This is a genomic window from Pseudomonas imperatae, from assembly GCF_057128625.1.
The window spans coordinates 37,204-55,977 of the sequence record NZ_JBSKHP010000032.1 but is presented as its reverse complement, the minus strand read 5'-3'; the positions used below and the strand labels follow the sequence as shown (position 1 = coordinate 55,977).

Below are 18,774 nucleotides of genomic sequence, written 5' to 3'. Positions count from 1 at the left end.
AAGCCCCGTACACTCATGAGGTTTACAACATGACTATTGGTGTAGTCGGTCGTAAATGCGGTATGACCCGTATTTTCACCGAAGAAGGTGTCTCCATTCCGGTCACGGTCATTGAGATCGAGCCGAATCGCGTCACCCAGTTCAAAACTGAAGAAACCGATGGCTATCGTGCAGTGCAAGTCACTGTAGGTGAGCGTCGTGCTTCGCGTGTGACTGCTGCTCAAGCAGGTCACTTCGCTAAAGCGAACGTTGCCGCTGGTCGCGGTGTCTGGGAATTCCGCCTTGAAGAAGGCGAGTACCAGGCTGGCGACTTGATCAATGCTGAAATCTTCGCTGCAGGCCAACTGGTAGACGTTACCGGTCAGTCCAAGGGTAAAGGCTTTGCCGGTACCATCAAGCGTTGGAACTTCCGCGGTCAAGACAACACCCACGGTAACTCCGTTTCCCACCGCGTCCCTGGCTCTATCGGCCAGTGCCAGACTCCTGGTCGTGTATTCAAGGGCAAAAAAATGTCCGGTCATATGGGCGCTGAGCGCGTGACCGTGCAGTCCCTGGAAGTTGTGCGCGTCGACGCTGAACGCAATCTGCTGCTCGTCAAGGGCGCTGTTCCTGGCGCTACCGGCGGCAACCTGGTTGTGCGTCCGGCAGCCAAGGCTCGCGGTTAAGGGGAAGCTGAAATGCAATTAAATGTAAATGACGCTCAAGCGATCGAAGTTTCCGAACTGACTTTCGGCGGCGAGTTCAACGAGACGCTGGTTCACCAAGCAGTCGTGGCCTACATGGCTGGCGGCCGTCAAGGTAGCAAGCAGCAGAAAACCCGTTCCGACGTTTCCGGTGGCGGCAAGCGCCCATGGCGTCAGAAAGGTACTGGCCGTGCTCGTGCCGGTACCATCCGTAGCCCAATCTGGCGCGGCGGCGGTACCACCTTTGCAGCGCGTCCTCAGGACCACTCGCAAAAGCTGAACAAGAAGATGTACCGCGCTGCCCTGCGCTCCATCCTTGCTGAGCTGGTACGTACCGATCGTCTGGTCGTGGTTCAGGACTTCGCTGTTGAAGCTCCAAAAACCAAAGACCTGCTGAACAAGCTGAATGGCATGGGTCTGACTGACGTCCTGATCGTGTCTGACGCTGTTGATCAGAACCTGTACCTGGCTGCTCGCAACCTGCCTCACGTCGACGTACGTGACGTGCAAGGTTCCGATCCAGTTAGTCTGATCGCATACGACAAGGTGTTGATCACCGTGTCGGCCGTGAAGAAATTCGAGGAGCTGCTGGGATGAACCAGGAACGCGTATTTAAAGTTCTGCTTGGCCCGCACGTTTCCGAGAAGGCTACGGTTCTGGCAGACAAAAAAGGTCAGTTCGTTTTCAAGGTTGCTACTGATGCAACCAAGCTGGAAATCAAGAAGGCCGTCGAAAGCCTGTTCAGCGTGAAAGTAGAGCGCGTGACTACCCTGAATGTTCTGGGTAAAACCAAGCGCACTGCTCGCGGTCTGGGCAAGCGTAATGACTGGAAGAAGGCAGTTATCTCCCTTCAGCCAGGCCAAGATCTCGATTTCAGCAGCAGTGCTGAGTAAGGAAGGGGTGCATCATGGCAATCGTTAAATGCAAACCGACTTCCCCTGGCCGCCGTTTTGTGGTCAAGGTGGTCAACCAGGAGCTGCACAAAGGCGCTCCTCACGCACCGCTGCTCGAGAAAAAATCGAAGTCTGGTGGTCGTAACAACAATGGCCGCATCACTACTCGTCACGTAGGTGGTGGTCACAAGCAGCATTACCGTCTGGTCGACTTCCGTCGCAACGACAAGGATGGCATCGCTGCCACCGTCGAGCGTATCGAATACGATCCAAACCGTACTGCTCACATCGCACTGCTGCTGTACGCAGACGGCGAGCGCCGCTACATCATCGCCCCTAAAGGCGTGAGTGCTGGCGACCAGCTGATCGCAGGCGCTCTGGCTCCAATCAAGCCAGGCAACTCCCTGCAACTGCGCAACATCCCAGTGGGTAGCACCGTTCACGGCATCGAACTGAAGCCGGGCAAAGGTGCTCAAATCGCTCGTTCCGCTGGTGCTTCGGCTCAGCTGATCGCTCGCGAAGGTGTCTACGTGACCCTGCGTCTGCGCTCTGGTGAAATGCGTAAAGTACTGGCTGAGTGCCGTGCGACCCTGGGCGAAGTCTCGAACTCCGAGCACAGCCTGCGTTCGCTGGGTAAAGCTGGTGCCAAACGCTGGCGTGGCGTTCGCCCAACCGTTCGTGGTGTTGCCATGAACCCGGTTGACCACCCGCATGGTGGTGGTGAAGGTCGTACCTCCGGTGGTCGTCATCCGGTATCGCCATGGGGCTTCCCGACTAAGGGTGCTAAGACTCGTGGTAATAAGCGTACCGACAAAATGATCGTCCGTCGTCGCAAGTAAATAGAGGGATACGACAGTGCCACGTTCTCTGAAAAAAGGTCCTTTTATTGATCTTCACCTACTGAAGAAGATCGAAGTGGCGGCGGAAAAGAACGATCGCAAACCAGTTAAGACCTGGTCGCGTCGTTCGATGATCCTGCCACAAATGGTCGGTCTGACCATCGCAGTACACAACGGTCGTCAGCACGTCCCAGTTCTCGTGAACGAAGACATGGTCGGCCACAAACTGGGCGAGTTCGCCGGTACCCGCACCTATCGCGGGCACGTGGCTGACAAGAAAGCCAAGCGTTAAGGGGTAAGGAAATGGAAGTAGCCGCTAAGTTGTCGGGCGCTCGAATCTCCGCCCAGAAAGCCCGCTTGGTCGCCGACCAGATCCGCGGGAAGAAGGTGGGCGAAGCGCTCAACCTGCTGGCTTTTAGCAGTAAAAAAGCCGCGGAAATCATGAAGAAAGTGCTGGAGTCGGCCGTAGCCAACGCCGAGCACAACGAAGGCGCAGACGTTGATGACCTGAAGGTCTCCACCGTTTTCGTTAACGAAGGGCGTTCGCTGAAGCGCATCATGCCTCGTGCCAAAGGCCGGGCTGATCGCATCGTCAAGCGGTCTTGCCATATCACTGTCAAGGTTGCTGACAAGTAACGGAGTCGATCAGATGGGTCAGAAAGTACATCCCATTGGCATTCGCCTGGGAATCGTCAAGGAGCACACCTCCGTCTGGTACGCAGACGGTCGGACTTATGCGGACTACTTGTTCGCAGATCTGAAGGTGCGTGAGTATCTCCAAGACAAACTAAAAAGCGCGTCCGTAAGCCGTATCGATATCCATCGTCCGGCTCAAACTGCACGCATCACCATCCACACCGCTCGTCCTGGTATCGTTATCGGGAAGAAAGGTGAAGATGTTGAGAAACTGCGTCAGGACCTGACCAAGCAGATGGGTGTGCCTGTGCACATCAATATCGAAGAAATCCGCAAGCCGGAACTCGACGGTATGCTGGTTGCCCAGAGCGTAGCTCAGCAGCTGGAGCGTCGCGTAATGTTCCGTCGCGCTATGAAGCGCGCCGTACAGAACGCCATGCGCATTGGTGCCAAAGGCATCAAAATCCAAGTGAGCGGTCGTCTCGGCGGTGCTGAAATCGCACGTACTGAATGGTATCGCGAAGGTCGTGTGCCACTGCACACCCTGCGTGCCGATATCGACTATGCCACCTACGAAGCTCACACCACTTACGGTGTGATCGGTGTGAAGGTTTGGATCTTCAAAGGCGAAGTAATTGGTGGTCGCCAAGAAGAACTGAAACCACAAGCACCAGCGCCTCGTAAAAAAGCTGCTAAGTAAGGGGTACGCCAAATGTTGCAACCTAAGCGTACGAAGTTCCGCAAGCAGATGACTGGCCACAACCGTGGTCTGGCACTGCGCGGTAGCAAAGTCAGCTTCGGCGAGTTCGCCTTGAAAGCTGTTGCCCGCGGTCGTCTCACCGCCCGTCAGATCGAGTCGGCACGTCGTGCCCTGACCCGTCACGTAAAACGTGGCGGCAAGATCTGGATCCGTGTATTCCCGGACAAGCCGATCTCCAAGAAGCCTCTCGAAGTGCGGATGGGTAAAGGTAAAGGTTCCGTCGAGTACTGGGTTGCCCAGATTCAGCCAGGCAAAGTCCTGTATGAAATCGAGGGTGTTTCTGAAGAGCTGGCGCGTGAGGCATTCGCCTTGGCAGCTGCAAAGCTGCCTCTCGCCACCTCCTTTGTTAAGCGGACGGTGATGTGATGAAAGCGAATGAACTTCGTGAGAAATCAGCACAGCAACTGAACGAGCAACTGCTCGGCTTGCTGCGCGACCAGTTCAATCTGCGCATGCAGAAAGCAACTGGCCAGTTGGGGCAGTCTCACCTGCTCTCGCAAGTGAAGCGTGACATCGCTCGCGTGAAAACTGTGCTCAACCAGCAGGCAGGTAAGTAATCATGGCTGAAGCCGAAAAAACCGTCCGTACGCTGACTGGCCGTGTCGTCAGCGACAAGATGGACAAGACCATCACCGTATTGATCGAGCGTCGCGTAAAGCACCCGATCTACGGTAAATACGTTAAGCGTTCGACTAAGCTGCACGCGCACGACGAAACCAACCAATGCCACATCGGCGACAAAGTTTCGATTCGTGAAACTCGTCCGCTGGCCAAGACTAAGTCCTGGGCACTGGTTGAAGTTCTCGAACGCGCTGTGGAAGTCTAAGGGCTAGGGGTCGGAGAAATTATATGATTCAGACTCAATCCATGCTCGATGTGGCCGATAACAGCGGCGCTCGTCGCGTTATGTGCATCAAGGTGCTGGGTGGCTCGCATCGTCGTTACGCTGGTATCGGTGACATCATCAAAGTTACCGTCAAGGAAGCAATTCCTCGCGGTAAGGTGAAGAAAGGCCAAGTGATGACTGCTGTCGTAGTCCGCACTCGCCACGGTGTTCGTCGCGCTGACGGCTCCATTATCCGCTTTGATGGCAACGCTGCTGTTCTGCTGAACAACAAGCAAGAGCCGATCGGCACCCGTATCTTTGGGCCAGTGACCCGTGAGCTTCGTTCCGAGAAGTTCATGAAGATCGTCTCGCTCGCCCCAGAAGTGCTGTAAGGAGATCCGACATGCAAAAGATTCGTCGTGACGACGAGATCATCGTGATCGCCGGCAAAGACAAAGGCAAGCGCGGTAAGGTGCTGAAGGTTCTCGCTGACGACCGTCTGGTCGTTGGTGGGATCAACCTGGTGAAGCGTCATACCAAGCCTAACCCGATGTCGGGCGTACAGGGCGGTATCGTCGAGAAAGAAGCGCCTCTGCACGCTTCCAACGTCGCCATCTTCAACGGCGAAACCAACAAGGCTGACCGCGTTGGTTTCAAAGTAGAAGAAGGCAAAAAAATTCGTGTCTTCAAGTCGACCCAAAAAGCGGTTGATGCTTGAACACTGCTAGGTAGAAGACCATGGCACGACTGAAAGAGATTTACCGGAAGGAAATCGCTCCGAAGCTTAAAGAAGAACTTAAGCTGTCGAACGTGATGGAAGTTCCGCGCGTTACCAAAATCACCCTGAACATGGGTCTGGGCGAAGCGATCGGCGACAAGAAAGTCATCGAGCACGCTGTTGCCGACATGGAAAAAATCACCGGCCAGAAGGCTGTCGTCACTTACGCTCGTAAGTCGATTGCAGGCTTCAAGGTCCGTGAGGGCTGGCCGATTGGCGTCAAGGTTACCCTGCGTCGCGATCGTATGTACGAATTCCTGGACCGCCTGCTGGCGATCTCCCTGCCTCGGGTACGCGACTTCCGCGGCCTGAATGCCAAGTCCTTCGACGGTCGTGGCAACTACAGCATGGGCGTGAAAGAGCAGATCATTTTCCCGGAAATCGATTACGACAAGATCGATGCTCTGCGCGGTCTGGACATTACCCTGACCACCACTGCTCGTTCGGATGAAGAAGGCCGCGCTCTGCTGCGTGCTTTCAACTTCCCGTTCCGCAACTGATTGGAGTAGGAAAATGGCCAAGAAGAGCATGAAGAACCGTGAGCTGAAGCGTCAGCTGACGGTAGCAAAATACGCCAAGAAGCGTGCTGAGCTGAAAGCTATCATCGTGAATCTGAACGCAAGTGACGAAGAGCGTTGGAATGCTTCCGTAGCTCTGCAGAAGCAGCCACGTGACGCAAGCGCCTCGCGCATGCGTAACCGCTGCCGCATCACTGGTCGTCCACACGGCGTTTACCGCAAGTTCGGCCTGGGCCGTAACAAGCTGCGTGAAGCAGCAATGCGCGGTGACGTACCAGGTCTGGTTAAAGCCTCCTGGTAAGCCGTACTCCCAAAGTCCTGGCGCGAGGCTGAGCAATCAGCCGACCGCCGGTGACCTTGAGATCGAATCAAGCCCCTCACGGGGCTTGATTCATTTCTGGGGTATGTCTAGAATGACCGGCTCGCCTGAGCCTGGGTTTTCGAACCGCAGTCTGCTCGGCGACGTAGTAGCCGCAAGGCTAAAATTTTTTGTAACAGGAGCGTCTAGCCCATGAGTATGCAGGACCCGTTAGCGGACATGCTAACTCGAATCCGTAATGCCCAGATGGCTGAAAAGTCCGTCGTAAGCATGCCGTCTTCTTCGTTGAAGGTAGCTGTAGCCAAAGTTCTGAAGGACGAAGGTTATATCGCGGGTTATCAGGTAAGCAGCGAAGCAAAACCGTCGCTTTCCATCGAGCTGAAGTACTTCGAAGGCCGTCCAGTCATCGAAGAAGTCAAACGCGTAAGTCGTCCAGGTCTGCGTCAGTACAAGTCCGTCGATGAGCTGCCAAAAGTTCGTGGCGGTCTCGGCGTGTCCATCGTCTCCACCAACAAAGGTGTGATGACGGATCGTGCTGCGCGCGCTGCCGGTGTCGGCGGCGAAGTTCTTTGCACAGTGTTCTAAGGGGGGATAAGCATGTCTCGCGTCGCTAAGAACCCCGTAAAGCTGCCGGCTGGTGTCGAAGTCAAATTCGTCGGCCAACAGCTTTCGGTGAAGGGTGCCAAGGGCACTCTGGAACTGAATGTTCACTCGTCCGTTGAAGTCGTTGAAGAAGCTGGTGAGCTGCGTTTCGCTGCTCGCAACGGCGACCAACAGACTCGTGCAATGGCCGGTACCACTCGTGCTCTGGTAAACAACATGGTCCAAGGCGTAAGCCAAGGCTTCGAGCGCAAGCTCCAGCTGGTCGGTGTTGGTTACAAGGCACAAGCTAAAGGCACAGTGCTGAACCTGGCTCTCGGCTTCTCGCACCCAGTGGACTACGAACTGCCGGAAGGCATCACCGCTGAGACTCCTAGCCAGACCGATATCCTGATCAAGGGCATCGACAAGCAGCTGGTGGGTCAAGTGGCCGCTGAAATCCGCGATTTCCGTCCACCAGAGCCTTACAAAGGTAAGGGTGTGCGTTACGCGGACGAAGTCGTCCGTCGTAAAGAAGCCAAGAAGAAGTAGGGCATAGCAAATGACCGACAAAAAAGTTACTCGACTGCGTCGCGCTCGCAAAGCACGCCTGAAAATGCACGAACTCGAAGTCGTGCGTCTCTGCGTGTTCCGCTCTTCGCAGCACATCTATGCCCAGGTCATCTCGGCCGACGGCAGCAAAGTCCTGGCAAGCGCCTCGACTTTGGACAAAGAACTGCGTGATGGCGCCACTGGCAACATCGACGCGGCCACTAAGGTTGGCCAGCTGGTCGCTTCGCGTGCGAAAGCCGCAGGCGTCTCGCAGGTGGCTTTCGACCGCTCTGGCTTCAAGTACCATGGCCGCGTGAAAGCGCTGGCTGATGCTGCTCGTGAAGCTGGGCTGGAGTTCTAAGTTATGTCAAATAACGACCAAAAGCGCGACGAAGGCTACATTGAGAAGCTGGTTCAAGTTAACCGCGTAGCCAAAACCGTTAAAGGCGGCCGTATCTTCACCTTCACCGCGTTGACCGTGGTTGGTGATGGCAAGGGCCGTGTAGGCTTCGGCCGTGGCAAGTCGCGTGAAGTGCCTGCTGCGATCCAGAAGGCTATGGAAGCTGCTCGTCGCAACATGATTCAAGTGGACCTGAACGGCACCACTCTGCAGTACGCCCTGAAATCCGCCCACGGCGCTTCGAAGGTCTACATGCAGCCTGCTTCGGAAGGTACCGGTATCATCGCCGGCGGCGCCATGCGTGCCGTGCTGGAAGTTGCTGGTGTTCAGAACGTCCTGGCCAAGTGCTACGGTTCGACCAACCCAGTGAACGTGGTACACGCCACCTTCAAGGGTCTGAAAACCATGCAATCCCCGTCGTCCATTGCTGCCAAGCGCGGCAAGAGCGTTGAGGAGATCGTCTGATCATGGCTACCGTTAAAGTTACGCTGATCAAAAGCATGACCGGCCGCATCCCTAACCACAAACTGTGCGTTAAGGGTCTGGGTCTGCGTCGCATCGGTCACACTGTAGAAGTCCAGGATACTCCCGAGAACCGCGGGATGATCAACAAGGCTTACTACATGCTGCGCGTTGAGGGCTAATCGATGAAACTCAATGATCTGAGTCCAGCGCCGGGTTCCCGTCGCGAGAAGCATCGTCCGGGCCGTGGTATCGGTAGCGGTTTGGGTAAGACTGGTGGCCGTGGTCACAAAGGTCAGACCTCGCGCTCCGGTGGCACCATTGCTCCAGGCTTTGAAGGCGGTCAACAGCCGCTGCACCGTCGTCTGCCGAAATTCGGCTTCGTTTCCCTGAAAGCCATGGACCGCGCAGAAGTGCGTCTGTCCGAGCTGGCCAAAGTGGAAGGCGACGTGGTAACCGTTCAGTCCCTGAAGGATGCCAACGTGATTAACCAGAACGTTCAGCGTGTGAAAATCATGCTGTCGGGCGAAGTTACTCGCGCAGTCACCATCAAGGGCATCGCAGCCACCAAAGGTGCGCGTGCGGCTATCGAAGCAGCTGGCGGCAAGTTCGAGGAATAAATGGCTAAGCAAGGTGCTCTCTCAGCGCTAGGCAAAGGCGGGTTGTCCGAACTCTGGGCTCGTCTGCGTTTCCTGTTCCTGGCGATTATCGTCTACCGAATCGGCGCGCACATCCCAGTTCCAGGTATCAACCCGGACCGTCTGGCGGACCTGTTTCGACAGAATGAGGGGACCATTCTTAGCTTGTTCAACATGTTTTCCGGCGGCGCGCTGGAGCGTATGAGCATCTTTGCACTGGGGATCATGCCGTACATCTCGGCATCGATCATCATGCAACTGATGACCGTCGTCAGCCCGCAGCTGGAGCAGTTGAAGAAGGAAGGTGAAGCTGGCCGTCGCAAGATCAGCCAGTACACCCGCTACGGCACCGTCATCCTGGCTTTGGTTCAAGCAACTGGCATGGCCATTGGCTTGGCCAACCAGGGTGTTTCGTTCTCTGCAGGCATTAGCTTCTATTTCGTCGCAGTCGCCACCTTCGTGGCAGGTGCGATGTTCATGATGTGGCTGGGCGAGCAGATTACCGAGCGCGGTGTTGGCAACGGTATCTCGATGTTGATTTTTTCGGGTATCGTCGCCGGTCTTCCGAGAGCAGTCGGGCAGTCTTTCGAGTCTGCGCGTCAGGGTGATATCAACATTTTCGCCTTGGTAGCTGTCGGTGTGCTGGCAGTAGCGATTATCGGTTTCGTGGTGTTCATCGAGCGTGGTCAGCGTCGTATTGCTGTTCACTACGCCAAGCGTCAGCAGGGCCGCAAGGTCTTCGCTGCGCAGACGAGCCACTTGCCGCTGAAAGTGAACATGGCGGGTGTGATTCCTGCTATTTTCGCGAGCAGCATTTTGCTGTTCCCGGCTTCGCTGGGTGCCTGGTTCGGTCAGTCTGCTGGTATGGGCTGGCTGCAGGATCTCTCGCAGTCGATCGCTCCTGGTCAGCCGTTGAATATTCTGCTGTTTAGTGCAGGGATTATTTTCTTCTGCTTCTTCTATACGGCGTTGATGTTCAATCCGAAAGACGTAGCGGAAAACCTGAAGAAGTCCGGTGCCTTTATTCCGGGCATCCGTCCTGGCGAGCAGTCGGCGCGCTACATTGATGGCGTTCTGACCCGTTTGACCATGTTCGGTGCTCTCTACATGACGGCCGTCTGTCTGCTTCCCCAGTTCCTGGTGGTCGCGGCAAACGTACCGTTCTACCTTGGCGGGACCTCGTTGCTGATCGTGGTAGTGGTTGTGATGGACTTCATGTCCCAAGTACAATCGCACCTCGTTTCACACCAGTACGAATCCCTGATGAAGAAAGCCAACCTGAAGGGCTACGGCGGCAGCGGTTTGCTGCGCTGAAGACCCATAAGGTTCGAGGAGTTGGTGATGAAAGTTCGTGCATCGGTGAAAAAGCTGTGCCGCAACTGCAAAATTATTCGCCGCGAAGGTGTCGTTCGAGTAATTTGCAGCGCGGAACCACGTCACAAACAGCGCCAAGGCTGAGTGTGATCTGTGCTACAAGCCCAGCAGCTAGTGCGCTGCTGGGTTGATTATTTGTTATTACAGCGATATTATCTCGCGCCCTATTTCTTGGCTTCCGGGGCGTAGGTAGCTGTCAATTGGAGTCCCACTGAATGGCCCGTATTGCAGGCGTCAACATTCCAGATAACAAGCACACTGTTATCTCGCTGACCTACATCTATGGTGTTGGTCGCACAACTGCACAGAAGATCTGTGCAGACACTGGGGTCAACCCAGCCGCAAAGATCAAGGATCTGAGCGACGAGCAGATTGAACAGCTGCGTGGCGAAGTGGCGAAGTTCACCACTGAAGGTGATCTGCGCCGCGAAATCAACATGAAAATCAAGCGCTTGATGGATCTGGGCTGCTACCGTGGCCTGCGTCATCGTCGTGGTCTTCCAGTACGCGGTCAGCGTACCAAGACCAACGCGCGTACCCGTAAAGGTCCGCGTAAGCCGATCCGCAAGTAATCGCACCAGCGAATCGACAGGAATTTAGTCATGGCAAAACCTGCTGCTCGTCCTCGTAAAAAAGTAAAAAAGACAGTGGTTGATGGCATCGCCCACATCCACGCGTCTTTCAACAACACCATCGTGACCATTACCGATCGTCAAGGTAACGCCCTGTCCTGGGCTACCTCCGGCGGTTCGGGTTTCCGCGGTTCCCGCAAGTCCACCCCGTTCGCTGCTCAAGTAGCTGCTGAGCGTGCTGGTCAAGCTGCGCTGGAATATGGCCTGAAAAACCTCGACGTAAACGTCAAAGGTCCAGGTCCAGGTCGTGAATCCGCTGTCCGTGCTTTGAACGGCTGCGGCTACAAGATCGCCAGCATCACCGACGTGACGCCAATCCCGCATAACGGGTGCCGTCCGCCGAAGAAGCGCCGCGTGTAATTCAGGAGACGATAGATAATGGCTCGTTACATTGGTCCAAAATGCAAACTGGCTCGTCGTGAAGGCACTGACCTGTTCCTGAAAAGTGGCGTTCGCGCTCTGGAATCGAAGTGCAATATCGAAGCAGCCCCAGGTATCCACGGCCAGCGCCGCGGTCGCCAGTCCGACTACGGCACCCAACTGCGTGAAAAGCAGAAGGTCCGTCGTATTTACGGCGTTCTCGAGCGTCAGTTCAGCGGTTACTACAAAGAAGCAGCCGGCAAGAAAGGCGCTACTGGTGAGAACCTGCTGCAACTGCTCGAATGCCGTCTGGACAACGTCGTTTACCGTATGGGCTTCGGTGCTACCCGTGCCGAGTCCCGCCAGCTGGTTTCGCACAAAGCGATCAGCGTTAATGGCAAGACTGTAAACGTCCCGTCCTACCAGGTTCGTCAGGGTGACGTGGTCGCGGTTCGCGAGAAATCGAAGAACCAGCTGCGCATCGTTCAGGCCCTTGAGCTGTGCGCCCAGCGTGGCCGCGTTGAGTGGGTAGACGTTGACACTGAGAAGAAATCGGGCGTTTTCAAGAACGTTCCTGCTCGCAGTGATCTGTCCGCCGACATCAACGAAAGCCTGATTGTCGAGCTCTACTCCAAGTAAGGGCTAGAAAATAGGTGCATCCATGCAGATTTCGGTAAATGAGTTCCTGACGCCCCGCCACATTGATGTGCAGGTCGTCAGTCCAACCCGCGCTAAAATTACGCTCGAGCCTCTCGAGCGTGGTTTCGGCCATACCCTGGGCAACGCGCTGCGCCGCATCCTGTTGTCCTCAATGCCCGGCTGTGCAGTAGTCGAGGCCGAGATTGACGGTGTGCTCCACGAGTACAGCGCCATCGAAGGTGTACAGGAAGACGTAATCGAAATCCTGTTGAACCTGAAAGGTCTGGCTATCAAGCTGCACGGTCGTGACGAAGTTACGCTGACCTTGTCGAAGAAGGGTTCGGGGGTGGTTACCGCTGCCGATATTCAGCTGGATCATGATGTCGAGATCGTTAACCCCGATCACGTAATCGCCAACCTGGCGTCTAACGGCGCCTTGAACATGAAGCTCGTTGTAGCTCGTGGTCGTGGTTATGAACCGGCCGATTCGCGTCAGAGCGATGAAGACGAAAGCCGCAGCATTGGTCGCTTGCAGCTGGACTCCTCGTTCAGCCCGGTTCGCCGTATCGCATACGTGGTGGAAAACGCCCGTGTCGAACAGCGTACCAACCTGGACAAGCTGGTAATTGATCTGGAAACCAACGGTACCCTGGATCCTGAAGAGGCTATCCGTCGCGCCGCAACCATCCTGCAACAGCAGCTGGCTGCGTTCGTGGACCTCAAAGGTGACAGCGAACCTGTTGTAATCGAGCAAGAAGATGAGATCGACCCGATCCTGCTTCGCCCGGTTGACGATCTGGAACTGACTGTACGTTCGGCTAACTGCCTTAAGGCGGAAAACATTTACTACATCGGCGACCTGATTCAGCGTACCGAAGTAGAACTGTTGAAGACTCCGAACCTGGGCAAGAAATCCTTGACTGAAATCAAGGACGTTCTGGCCTCCCGCGGTCTGTCCCTCGGCATGCGCCTCGACAACTGGCCGCCTGCAAGTCTTAAGAAGGACGACAAGGCGACTGCCTGATCGTCGTAATCACCGAACGTAAGTTTGGTAAGGAATGAACCATGCGTCATCGTAAAAGTGGACGTCACCTGAGCCGTACCAGCTCTCACCGCAAGGCTATGTTCCAGAACATGGCGGTGTCGCTGTTCGAGCACGAGCTGATCAAGACTACCCTGCCGAAAGCCAAGGAACTGCGCCGCGTTGCCGAGCCGCTGATCACCCTGGCCAAGGTAGACAGCGTTGCTAACCGCCGTCTGGCTTTCGACCGTACTCGTTCGAAAGAAATGGTTGGCAAACTGTTCAACGACCTGGGCAAGCGCTACGCCACCCGTGAAGGCGGCTACCTGCGCATCCTGAAGTGCGGTTTCCGCGCTGGCGACAACGCTCCTATGGCGTACGTCGAGCTGGTCGATCGTCCTGTCGGCGGCGCTGTAGAAGCTGCTGAGTAAGACGAAAAAGCTGTTCAAGAAAACCGGGCCTAGTGCCCGGTTTTTTTGTGCCCGTCTATTACTCGTTCGCGAGACATTGCGAAAATCTATCGAGCACAAAAGATCTATAAATTAGATGTTGTAACCCCTCTAAATGATACTGACCACCGAAGCCGATTAGCCCGGTCATATCAGGTCTGACAGAGGAAGACACAGCATGAGCCAGAGCAAGATTCTCACCACCGCCAGCGGCGCCCCCGTAGCCGACAACCAGAATTCGCGTTCCGCCGGTCCCCGTGGGCCTTTGCTGCTGGACGACTTCCACCTGATCGAAAAGCTCGCGCACTTCAACCGCGAGAACATCCCTGAGCGCCGAGTGCACGCCAAGGGCTCGGGCGCCTACGGCACCTTCACCGTGACCCGCGACATCACTGACCTGACCTGCGCCAAGCTGTTCTCGGACGTGGGCAAGCAGACTCCGACCTTCCTGCGCTTCTCCACCGTGGGTGGCGAGCGTGGTTCGGCCGACACCGAGCGCGACCCACGCGGCTTCGCCCTCAAGTTCTACACCGAGGAAGGCAACTGGGACATCGTCGGCAACAACACGCCGGTGTTCTTCATCCGTGATCCGCTGAAGTTTCCCGACTTTATCCACACCCAGAAGCGCCTGCCGCAAAGCAACCTGAAAAGCGCCCAGGCCATGTGGGATTTCTGGTCGCACTCGCCGGAAGCGCTGCACCAGGTCACCATTCTGTTCTCCGACCGCGGCATCCCGGACGGCTACCGCTTCATGCACGGCTTCGGCAGCCACACCTACAGCCTGATCAACGCCAAAGGTGAGCGCCACTGGGTCAAGTGGCACTACAAGAGCGTACAGGGCATCAAGAACCTGGCCCCGGCCGACGCTGCGCGCATCGCCGGCACCGACCCGGACTACGCCCAGCGTGACCTGTTCGAAGCCATCGAGCGCGGTGAGTACCCGCAATGGCGCGTGTGCATCCAGGTCATGACCGAGGCCCAGGCCAACGCGCATCGGGAAAACCCCTTCGACGTGACCAAGACCTGGTCGCAGAAGGAGTTCCCGCTGATCGAGGTGGGCCTGCTGGAGCTCAACCGCAACCCGCAGAACTACTTCGCCGAAGTCGAGCAGGCGGCGTTCGGGCCGAGCAACATGGTGCCGGGCGTGGGGTTGTCGCCGGACCGCATGCTGCAAGGCCGCGTTTTTGCCTACGCCGATGCGCACCGCTACCGCGTAGGCACCAACCACCAGCAGTTGCCGGTGAACGCGCCACGCAGCCCGGTGAACTCGTACCAGCGTGATGGCTCCATGGCGTTTGGCAGCAACGGTGGCGCGGCGCCGAACTACGAGCCCAACAGCTACAGCAATGCGCCCAAACAGGCGTCACAATACGCCGAACCGTCGCTGGCCTTGAGCGGCGCAGCAGACCGCTACGATCACCGCACTGACGGCGACTACATCAGCCAGGCCGGCGCGCTGTTCCGTTTGATGAACGAAGCGCAGCAAGCCTTGCTGATCGACAACATCGCTAACGCAATGAGTGGCGTTTCCGGCGACGTGATCGAGCGTCAGTTGCCGTACTTCTACCAGGCTGACCCGGCCTACGGCGAGGGTGTTGCCCGCGCGTTGGAAGCAAAACGCGGCTAAGTCGAAATGCTAAGGAGAACCGCCCTCATTTGGGCGGTTTTTCGCTGCCAATCATCTGGTTTTCTCTGCTTTTTTGCGATTTTTCAGCTTTCTCTCCGTGACGTTCGCTCGGCCTTGGTTCAAACTATCCACTTTCAAGCAAGGAGATGTAGGGCGATGCAAGGGCACCCGGACGTAATCGATTATCTGAACACGCTGCTGACCGGCGAGCTGGCTGCGCGTGATCAGTATTTCATCCACTCGCGGATGTACGAGGACTGGGGTTTCAGCAAGCTTTACGAGCGCATCAACCACGAGATGGAAGAAGAGGCAGGTCATGCCGACGCCTTGATGCGCCGCATCCTGATGCTCGAGGGCACGCCACGCATGCGCCCCGACGACCTGGACATCGGCACCGACGTACCGAGCATGTTCGAAGCTGACCTGCGCCTGGAGTACAAGGTGCGCGCTGCGCTGTGCAAGGGCATCGCCCTGTGCGAGCAGCACAAGGACTACGTCACCCGCGACATCCTGCGGCTGCAGCTGTCCGACACCGAGGAAGATCACACCTACTGGCTGGAGAAGCAGTTGGGCCTGATCAAGTCGATCGGCTTGCAGAACTACCTGCAGTCGCAGTTCTAAGCGACGCAGCATGAAAAAAGCCCCGCCATCTCACGATGGCGGGGCTTTTTCATTCTGTGGCGGGCTTTGACGCGGCCTGCGGCCGCTGCTACGGGATTGTCTTTATGGGAGCTGGGCCGGCCATTCGGTTTCATCCGCGAAAAGGGCACCGCGTGGAATCAATACTACGCGGTGGTCCTTTCGCGATGTAGCAGCGGCCGCAGGCCGCGTCAGCAGGTTTACGCGCGGTCACGCTCAAGCAATGGCTTGAGGTAGTGCCCAGTGTAGGACTGCTTCATCTCCGCCACCTGCTCCGGGGTGCCACAGCCGATGATCATGCCGCCCTTGGAGCCGCCTTCCGGCCCCAGGTCGACGATCCAGTCGGCGGTCTTGATCACGTCCAGGTTGTGCTCGATCACCACCACGGTGTTGCCGTGGTCGCGCAGGCGGTGCAGCACGTCCAGCAGCTGCTGGATGTCGGCGAAGTGCAGGCCCGTGGTGGGTTCGTCGAGGATGTACAGGGTCTTGCCGGTGTCGCGCTTGGATAGCTCGCGGGACAGCTTGACCCGTTGCGCCTCGCCGCCCGACAAGGTCGTCGCCGACTGGCCCAGCTTGATGTAGGAAAGCCCCACGTCCATCAGCGTCTGCAGTTTGCGCGCCAGGGCCGGCACGGCATCGAAGAACTCGCGGGCTTCCTCGATGGTCATTTCCAGCACCTCGTGGATGCTCTTGCCCTTGTACTTGATCTCCAGGGTCTCGCGGTTGTAGCGCTTGCTCTTGCACACGTCGCACGGCACGTAGATGTCGGGCAGGAAGTGCATCTCCACCTTGATCAGGCCGTCGCCCTGGCACGCCTCGCAGCGGCCGCCCTTGACGTTGAACGAGAAGCGCCCCGGGCCGTAGCCGCGCGAGCGCGATTCCGGCACGCCGGCGAACAGCTCGCGGATCGGCGTGAACAGTCCGGTGTAGGTCGCCGGGTTGGAGCGTGGCGTGCGGCCGATGGGGCTCTGGTCGATGTCCACCACCTTGTCCAGGTGCTGCAGGCCGTCGCAGCTGTCATGGGCCGCGGCTTCCAGGGTGGTGGCGCCGTTCAGGGCGGTGGCGCTGAGCGGGAACAGGGTGTTGTTGATCAGCGTCGACTTGCCCGAGCCGGACACACCGGTGACGCAGGTCAGCAAGCCGATGGGGATTTCCAGGTCGACGTTGCGCAGGTTGTTGCCGCGGGCGCCCTTGAGGGTCAGTTGCAGCTTCTTGTTGCGCGGCGTGCGCTCGGCCGGCACCGCGATCTTCACGCGGCCCGACAGGTATTTGCCGGTCAGCGAGTCGGGGTGGTCCATGACCTCCTGGGCGGTGCCCTCGGCGACGATGTTACCGCCGTGCACGCCGGCGCCCGGGCCGATGTCCACCACGTAGTCGGCCAGGCGAATGGCGTCTTCGTCGTGCTCGACCACGATCACCGTGTTGCCGATGTCGCGCAGGTGCTTGAGGGTGCCCAGCAGGCGGTCGTTGTCGCGTTGGTGCAGGCCGATGGACGGCTCGTCGAGGATGTACATCACGCCCACCAGGCCGGCGCCGATCTGGCTGGCCAGGCGGATGCGCTGGGCCTCGCCGCCGGACAGGGTGTCGGCGCTGCGGTCCAGGGTCAGATAGTCCAGCCCCACGTTGACCAGGAACTGCAGGCGCTCGCGGATCTCCTTGAGGATCTTGTCGGCGATCTCGCCACGGCGGCCGGTCAGGCTAAGGCCTTCGAAGTAGTCGGTGGCGTCGCCGATCGGCAGGCCGGTGACGGCCGGCAGGGTCTTCTCGCCCACCCACACGTGCCGCGCTTCACGGCGCAGGCGCGTGCCGCGGCAGTCCGGGCAGGGCTGGGTGCTGAGGAACTTGGCCAGCTCTTCGCGCACGGTGGCCGACTCGGTCTCGCGGTAGCGGCGTTCCAGGTTCGGCACGATGCCTTCGAACGGGTGCGAGCGCTTGACGATGTCGCCGCGGTCGTTGAGGTATTTGAAGTCGACGTTCTGGGTGCCGCTGCCGTGCAGCAGGATCTTCTGTTTGTCGGCGGGCAGGTCGTTGAACGGCTTCTCCAGGCTGAACTTGTAGTGCGAGGCCAGCGAGCCCAGCATCTGGAAGTAGTAGACGTTGCGCCGGTCCCAGCCGCGTATGGCGCCCTCGGCCAGAGTCAACTCGCCGTTCACCAGGCGCTTGGCGTCGAAGAACTGCTTCACGCCCAGGCCGTCGCAGGTCGGGCAGGCGCCGGCCGGGTTGTTGAAGGAGAACAGCTTGGGTTCAAGCTCGCTGATGGCGTGGCCGCAGATGGGGCAGGCGAAGCGCGCCGAGAAGATCATCTCCTCAAACGGCTCCTCGTCCATGGATGCCACCAGGGCGATGCCGTCGGCCAGCTTCAGCGCGGTCTCGAACGACTCGGCCAGGCGCTGTTGCAGGTCTTCGCGGACCTTGAAGCGGTCCACCACCACCTCGATGGTGTGCTTCTTCTGCTTGTCCAGCTTGGGCAGTTCGTCCAGTTCGTGCAGGCGGCCGTTGATGCGCGCGCGGACGAAGCCCTGGGCGCGCAGCTCCTCGAAGATGGCCAGGTGCTCGCCCTTGCGCTCGCGAATCACCGGCGCCAGCAGCATCAGCTTGCTGCCTTCGGGCTGGGCCAGTACCAGGTCGACCATCTGGCTGACGGTCTGGGCTTCCAGGGGGATGTCGTGGTCCGGGCAACGCGGCGTGCCTACGCGTGCATACAGCAGGCGCAGGTAGTCGTAGATCTCGGTGATGGTGCCGACCGTGGAGCGCGGGTTGTGGGAGGTCGACTTCTGCTCGATGGAGATGGCCGGCGACAGGCCTTCGATGGTGTCGACGTCGGGCTTTTCCATCATCGACAGGAACTGCCGCGCGTAGGCCGACAGCGACTCCACGTAGCGGCGCTGGCCTTCGGCGTACAGCGTGTCGAACGCCAGCGATGACTTGCCGGAGCCGGACAGCCCGGTGATGACGATCAGCTTGTCCCGTGGCAGGGTCAGGTCGATGTTCTTCAGGTTGTGGGTTCGAGCCCCACGAATCAGGATCTTGTCCAAGAGTGGCCTCGCACGGCGGGCGTAAACACAGGAGTATAAAGCCAAATACTGGATGGATGCACACTATCGGATGACATCCCTGATGCCATACATGACAACTGCGCGGCAAAGCGTC

At 57.9% G+C, this 18,774-nt stretch carries 30 protein-coding genes; 29 read left to right on the top strand and 1 reads right to left on the bottom strand.

All coding sequences use genetic code 11. From position 1 onward, the window contains the following. Window positions 1-29: 29 nt before the first annotated feature. The 29 genes from rplC to bfr all read left to right on the top strand — a co-directional run bounded on the left by rplC (window position 30) and on the right by bfr (window position 15,606). On the top strand, window positions 30-665 hold the full coding sequence (gene rplC / locus ACWKWX_RS28590; RefSeq protein ID WP_007924205.1) for a 50S ribosomal protein L3: 636 nt from the start codon (window positions 30-32) through the stop codon (window positions 663-665). Window positions 666-677: 12 nt separating this feature from the next. Next, complete coding sequence (rplD, locus tag ACWKWX_RS28585; protein ID WP_008374167.1) at window positions 678-1,280, top strand: 50S ribosomal protein L4; 603 nt, start codon at window positions 678-680, stop codon at window positions 1,278-1,280. After that, the gene (gene rplW / locus ACWKWX_RS28580) at window positions 1,277-1,576 is read left to right on the top strand and encodes a 50S ribosomal protein L23 (RefSeq protein WP_008374165.1); all 300 of its coding nucleotides are present in this window, start codon (window positions 1,277-1,279) and stop codon (window positions 1,574-1,576) included. Before rplD ends, rplW begins: the two co-directional genes overlap by 4 nt. 14 nt (window positions 1,577-1,590) lie before the next feature. Beyond that, the gene (rplB, locus tag ACWKWX_RS28575) at window positions 1,591-2,415 is read left to right on the top strand and encodes a 50S ribosomal protein L2 (RefSeq protein ID WP_416427122.1); all 825 of its coding nucleotides are present in this window, start codon (window positions 1,591-1,593) and stop codon (window positions 2,413-2,415) included. A gap of 16 nt (window positions 2,416-2,431) precedes the next feature. After that, entirely contained in the window at window positions 2,432-2,707 is a 276-nt protein-coding gene (gene rpsS / locus ACWKWX_RS28570) for a 30S ribosomal protein S19 (protein WP_002555486.1), read from the top strand. Window positions 2,708-2,718: 11 nt separating this feature from the next. Further along, window positions 2,719-3,051 (top strand): 50S ribosomal protein L22, encoded by a 333-nt coding sequence (gene rplV, locus ACWKWX_RS28565; protein WP_003103908.1) that lies wholly within the window; start codon window positions 2,719-2,721, stop codon window positions 3,049-3,051. 13 nt (window positions 3,052-3,064) lie between these two features. After that, window positions 3,065-3,751, top strand: coding sequence for a 30S ribosomal protein S3 (gene rpsC, locus ACWKWX_RS28560; RefSeq protein WP_027982006.1), 687 nt, complete (start codon window positions 3,065-3,067; stop codon window positions 3,749-3,751). A gap of 12 nt (window positions 3,752-3,763) precedes the next feature. Continuing rightward, window positions 3,764-4,177: a 50S ribosomal protein L16 gene (rplP, locus tag ACWKWX_RS28555; protein ID WP_003255479.1), complete on the top strand. Its 414-nt coding sequence runs from the start codon at window positions 3,764-3,766 to the stop codon at window positions 4,175-4,177. Continuing rightward, window positions 4,177-4,368 (top strand): 50S ribosomal protein L29, encoded by a 192-nt coding sequence (gene rpmC, locus ACWKWX_RS28550; RefSeq protein ID WP_002555481.1) that lies wholly within the window; start codon window positions 4,177-4,179, stop codon window positions 4,366-4,368. Before rplP ends, rpmC begins: the two co-directional genes overlap by 1 nt. 2 nt (window positions 4,369-4,370) lie before the next feature. Further along, on the top strand, window positions 4,371-4,637 hold the full coding sequence (gene rpsQ, locus ACWKWX_RS28545; RefSeq protein WP_008374160.1) for a 30S ribosomal protein S17: 267 nt from the start codon (window positions 4,371-4,373) through the stop codon (window positions 4,635-4,637). 23 nt (window positions 4,638-4,660) lie between these two features. After that, window positions 4,661-5,029, top strand: a complete 369-nt coding sequence (gene rplN, locus ACWKWX_RS28540; RefSeq protein ID WP_003243907.1) for a 50S ribosomal protein L14 — start codon at window positions 4,661-4,663, stop codon at window positions 5,027-5,029. Between the two features lie 11 nt (window positions 5,030-5,040). Next, window positions 5,041-5,355, top strand: a complete 315-nt coding sequence (gene rplX, locus ACWKWX_RS28535; protein ID WP_008374158.1) for a 50S ribosomal protein L24 — start codon at window positions 5,041-5,043, stop codon at window positions 5,353-5,355. Between the two features lie 20 nt (window positions 5,356-5,375). Continuing rightward, entirely contained in the window at window positions 5,376-5,915 is a 540-nt protein-coding gene (gene rplE / locus ACWKWX_RS28530; RefSeq protein ID WP_416427121.1) for a 50S ribosomal protein L5, read from the top strand. A gap of 13 nt (window positions 5,916-5,928) precedes the next feature. After that, a complete protein-coding gene (gene rpsN, locus ACWKWX_RS28525) occupies window positions 5,929-6,234 on the top strand; it encodes a 30S ribosomal protein S14 (protein ID WP_416427120.1) in 306 nt (101 codons plus the stop codon). Window positions 6,235-6,444: 210 nt separating this feature from the next. Continuing rightward, window positions 6,445-6,837, top strand: a complete 393-nt coding sequence (rpsH, locus tag ACWKWX_RS28520; RefSeq protein WP_416427119.1) for a 30S ribosomal protein S8 — start codon at window positions 6,445-6,447, stop codon at window positions 6,835-6,837. A gap of 12 nt (window positions 6,838-6,849) precedes the next feature. Further along, the gene (gene rplF / locus ACWKWX_RS28515) at window positions 6,850-7,383 is read left to right on the top strand and encodes a 50S ribosomal protein L6 (RefSeq protein WP_043861928.1); all 534 of its coding nucleotides are present in this window, start codon (window positions 6,850-6,852) and stop codon (window positions 7,381-7,383) included. A 10-nt stretch (window positions 7,384-7,393) separates the two neighbouring features. Next, window positions 7,394-7,744: a 50S ribosomal protein L18 gene (gene rplR / locus ACWKWX_RS28510; protein WP_008374147.1), complete on the top strand. Its 351-nt coding sequence runs from the start codon at window positions 7,394-7,396 to the stop codon at window positions 7,742-7,744. A 3-nt stretch (window positions 7,745-7,747) separates the two neighbouring features. After that, the gene (rpsE, locus tag ACWKWX_RS28505; RefSeq protein WP_416427118.1) at window positions 7,748-8,248 is read left to right on the top strand and encodes a 30S ribosomal protein S5; all 501 of its coding nucleotides are present in this window, start codon (window positions 7,748-7,750) and stop codon (window positions 8,246-8,248) included. Between the two features lie 2 nt (window positions 8,249-8,250). Continuing rightward, window positions 8,251-8,427, top strand: coding sequence for a 50S ribosomal protein L30 (gene rpmD, locus ACWKWX_RS28500; protein WP_003176408.1), 177 nt, complete (start codon window positions 8,251-8,253; stop codon window positions 8,425-8,427). 3 nt (window positions 8,428-8,430) lie between these two features. Further along, window positions 8,431-8,865 carry a 50S ribosomal protein L15 gene (gene rplO, locus ACWKWX_RS28495; RefSeq protein WP_010220318.1) on the top strand — a complete coding sequence of 145 codons (435 nt, stop codon included), beginning with the start codon at window positions 8,431-8,433 and terminating at the stop codon, window positions 8,863-8,865. After that, complete coding sequence (gene secY, locus ACWKWX_RS28490) at window positions 8,866-10,197, top strand: preprotein translocase subunit SecY (RefSeq protein WP_416427117.1); 1,332 nt, start codon at window positions 8,866-8,868, stop codon at window positions 10,195-10,197. 27 nt (window positions 10,198-10,224) lie between these two features. Next, complete coding sequence (rpmJ, locus tag ACWKWX_RS28485) at window positions 10,225-10,341, top strand: 50S ribosomal protein L36 (RefSeq protein ID WP_002555468.1); 117 nt, start codon at window positions 10,225-10,227, stop codon at window positions 10,339-10,341. Window positions 10,342-10,472: 131 nt separating this feature from the next. Next, on the top strand, window positions 10,473-10,829 hold the full coding sequence (gene rpsM / locus ACWKWX_RS28480) for a 30S ribosomal protein S13 (protein WP_008374135.1): 357 nt from the start codon (window positions 10,473-10,475) through the stop codon (window positions 10,827-10,829). Window positions 10,830-10,859: 30 nt separating this feature from the next. Continuing rightward, window positions 10,860-11,249, top strand: coding sequence for a 30S ribosomal protein S11 (rpsK, locus tag ACWKWX_RS28475; protein WP_002555466.1), 390 nt, complete (start codon window positions 10,860-10,862; stop codon window positions 11,247-11,249). 18 nt (window positions 11,250-11,267) lie between these two features. Beyond that, a complete protein-coding gene (gene rpsD / locus ACWKWX_RS28470; protein WP_008374133.1) occupies window positions 11,268-11,888 on the top strand; it encodes a 30S ribosomal protein S4 in 621 nt (206 codons plus the stop codon). A 22-nt stretch (window positions 11,889-11,910) separates the two neighbouring features. Then, entirely contained in the window at window positions 11,911-12,912 is a 1,002-nt protein-coding gene (locus tag ACWKWX_RS28465; RefSeq protein ID WP_007924176.1) for a DNA-directed RNA polymerase subunit alpha, read from the top strand. 41 nt (window positions 12,913-12,953) lie between these two features. Then, window positions 12,954-13,340, top strand: coding sequence for a 50S ribosomal protein L17 (rplQ, locus tag ACWKWX_RS28460; RefSeq protein WP_158154260.1), 387 nt, complete (start codon window positions 12,954-12,956; stop codon window positions 13,338-13,340). A gap of 196 nt (window positions 13,341-13,536) precedes the next feature. Further along, on the top strand, window positions 13,537-14,985 hold the full coding sequence (locus ACWKWX_RS28455) for a catalase (protein WP_483829512.1): 1,449 nt from the start codon (window positions 13,537-13,539) through the stop codon (window positions 14,983-14,985). A gap of 156 nt (window positions 14,986-15,141) precedes the next feature. Then, window positions 15,142-15,606: a bacterioferritin gene (gene bfr, locus ACWKWX_RS28450; RefSeq protein ID WP_416427115.1), complete on the top strand. Its 465-nt coding sequence runs from the start codon at window positions 15,142-15,144 to the stop codon at window positions 15,604-15,606. A 218-nt stretch (window positions 15,607-15,824) separates the two neighbouring features. On the opposite strand, the gene uvrA is transcribed toward bfr, so the two are convergent. Further along, window positions 15,825-18,659: an excinuclease ABC subunit UvrA gene (uvrA, locus tag ACWKWX_RS28445; protein WP_473004642.1), complete on the bottom strand. Its 2,835-nt coding sequence runs from the start codon at window positions 18,657-18,659 to the stop codon at window positions 15,825-15,827. Between the last annotated feature and the right edge of the window lie 115 nt (window positions 18,660-18,774).